At 62.9% G+C, this 2,717-nt stretch carries 3 protein-coding genes and 1 pseudogene; 2 read left to right on the plus strand and 2 right to left on the minus strand.

Annotated elements, in window-relative coordinates:
• Nucleotides 1–761 (plus strand): MFS transporter (locus tag EN893_RS27870; protein WP_128361948.1); only part of this gene is annotated, 761 nt, incomplete at its 5' end.
• Nucleotides 762–839: 78 nt separating this feature from the next.
• The gene (gene rnd / locus EN893_RS27875) at nucleotides 840–1,991 is read left to right on the plus strand and encodes a ribonuclease D (protein ID WP_127272735.1); all 1,152 of its coding nucleotides are present in this window, start codon (nucleotides 840–842) and stop codon (nucleotides 1,989–1,991) included.
• A gap of 49 nt (nucleotides 1,992–2,040) precedes the next feature.
• On the opposite strand, the gene EN893_RS27880 is transcribed toward rnd, so the two are convergent.
• Both EN893_RS27880 and EN893_RS27885 read right to left on the minus strand, forming a co-directional pair.
• Entirely contained in the window at nucleotides 2,041–2,460 is a 420-nt protein-coding gene (locus EN893_RS27880; RefSeq protein WP_127269489.1) for an MAPEG family protein, read from the minus strand.
• A gap of 37 nt (nucleotides 2,461–2,497) precedes the next feature.
• A pseudogene (locus EN893_RS27885) lies at nucleotides 2,498–2,717 on the minus strand (hypothetical protein); the annotation flags it as partial.

Below are 2,717 nucleotides of genomic sequence, written 5' to 3' on the forward strand. Positions count from 1 at the left end.
CCATCATGTCGATGATGATCACCTTGTCGCTGGTGCCGGTGTCGCTCGGCGACCGCTCCAACCCGGCACCACCCGAAGAGGTCAAGCTCGACCTGGCGCGCGTCTGGCGGATTTCGCCGCTGGGCTGCTTCGGCTGCATCGCCGTCGGCGTCACCAACAGCGCCTTTCGCACCTTGTCGCCGGTCTATGCCGAGCAGATCGGCATGTCGGTCGCCGATGTCGTCACCTTCGTCAGCGTCGGCATCTTTGGCGGCGCCATCATCCAGTATCCGCTTGGCTACCTCTCCGACCGCTGGGATCGGCGCCGCGTGCTCTTGATCACGACCTGCTGCGCGATGCTTTCGGCGCTGGCGCTGGTGTTCATCGCCGGCAGCAATCCGGCGCTCAACTTCATCCTCATCTTCATCTTCGGCTGTTTCGCCATGCCGCTCTATTCGCTGTCGGCGGCGCATTCGAACGATCGCGCCGACACGGGCGAGTTCGTGCTGATCAACGCGGCGCTGATGCTGTTCTATTCCTTCGGCGCCATTGGCGGCCCGTTCGCCGCCTCGACGGCGATGCAATATTTCGGACCGGGCGCCCTGTTTGTATTCAGCGCGGTGGTCTATGCGATCTTCATCGCCGTCATCCTTTACCGCATGCAGGCCCGGTCCGGTGTGCCGGCAGGCAGGCGCGGCCGCTTCACCGCGCTTCTGCGCACTTCGACGGTTTTCGCGCGGCTGGCCAGGAGAAACGACGATTCCGATGGTCCGGGAACCTGACGATGGCGGTGCCAAAGCTTGACGAAAGCCCCGGCGGCTGAAATCTAGGAAGACCTTACTCCTGTCAAAAGCGATTTGATGCACGTCATCACCACCCAGAAAGAACTCGAGACCGTTCTCGCCGCTTTCGAAAAGTCGGATTTCGTCACCGTCGACACCGAATTCATACGAGAAACGACGTTTTGGCCGATCCTGTGCCTCATACAGATGGCCGCACCCGGCGTGACGGCGTTGATCGATCCGCTGGCTCCCGATATCGACCTGAAGCCGTTCTTCAGGCTGATGGCCAACGAGGCGGTGGTCAAAGTCTTCCACGCCGCGCGGCAGGATATCGAAATCATCGTCCACCTCGGCGATCTGGTTCCGCATCCGGTGTTCGACACGCAAGTGGCGGCGATGGTCTGCGGCTTCGGCGACAGTGTTTCCTACGATCAGCTCGTGCAGCGCATCACCGGTGCGCGGCTCGACAAGTCATCGCGTTTCACCGACTGGCGCCACCGGCCGCTTTCCGACAAGCAGCTCGACTATGCGCTGGCCGACGTCACGCATCTCATCGAGGTCTACCAACACCTCAGCGCCGAACTGGAGCGGGAAAACCGCGCCCATTGGCTCAACGAGGAAATGGAGGTCCTGACCTCGCGCGAAACCTATGATCCGCACCCCGAGGACGCCTGGAAGCGGTTGAAGATGCGGCTGCGCAAACCGCAGGAACTGGCGATCGTGCAGGGCGTGGCGGCGTGGCGCGAGCGCGAGGCGCGCGAACGTGACGTGCCGCGCGGCCGCGTTCTGAAAGACGACGCGATCTACGAGGTGGCGCAGCAGGCGCCGCGCGACGCGGCAGCCCTCGGCAAGCTGCGCACGACGCCGAAGGGCTGGGAGCGCTCGTCGACGGCAACGGCGCTGCTTGGCGCGGTCAACACCGCGCTTGCCTTGCCCAAGGAAGAGATGCCGAAACTGCCAAAGAGTTTCCAGCCGCCCGAGGGCTCGAGCGCCGCGGCGGAACTGTTGAAGGTGCTGCTGCGGATCGTTGCCGAAAAGGAGGGCGTCGCTTCCAAGGTGCTGGCCTCCAGCGACGACATCGACCGTATCGCCGCCGAGGGCGAGGAAGCCGACGTACCGGCGCTGCAAGGCTGGCGGCGCGCGGTGTTCGGCGAGGCCGCGCTCAAGCTGGTACGCGGCGAGATCGGCATCAAGTTCGACAAGCGCAAGATCGCGGTGTTCGACCTTTAGGCGAACGGACTTCCCTTCTCCCCTGTGGGAGAAGGCAGAAGCGCTCTGCTCAGACCGCGCCGAGCAGGTGCAGCGCGAACCAGATCCATCCCAGCAGGAGAATCACCGCACTGACGAAGAATGACCGGCTGCGCAGCAGCAGATTGTTGCTGGTCAGGTGAATCCAGGCATGGAAATAGCGGGACGCGACGAAAATCCACATCAGCGACAAGGTCAGATAGTTGACGCCGTTGGTCAGGTGCAGCGTCAGGCACAGCACGTAAAACAGCACCGGCAGTTCGAACTGGTTGGTGAGATTGGCGGCAACGGTGACGCTGGAGGCCGGTTCGGCCGAACGCACCTTGAACTGACCGGCCTTCGCCTCGCCTGACCTTATTGCGCCGTATCTGCGACGACCCAGGACGCAGTAGACGATGTAGATCAGCAGCACATGCGCGAGAACGGGCCAGAAGATCGTGGTCTGGTTCATCAAGTGCCCCCTGCCCGGTTGGGCTTCGCGTGCGGCATCAGGCCTGGCGTTTCTGGCCCGCCAGCCAGAAGGCCGCGATGACGATCACCGGTATGGCGAAAAGCGCGAATTTGGTGACGGTGAGCGCCGAGGCGAAAGACAGCGAGTCCGGGTTGGCCGACAGGAAATCGGACAGAAGCCGCGCCACCGCAAAGTTCTGAACGTAATGTGCAAGCGTGTAGGGAAGCACCAGGACCAACGCGAAAATCGACTGCAGC

The sequence above is a fragment of the Mesorhizobium sp. M7A.F.Ca.CA.004.04.2.1 genome (assembly GCF_004022825.1).
Lineage (GTDB): Bacteria > Pseudomonadota > Alphaproteobacteria > Rhizobiales > Rhizobiaceae > Mesorhizobium.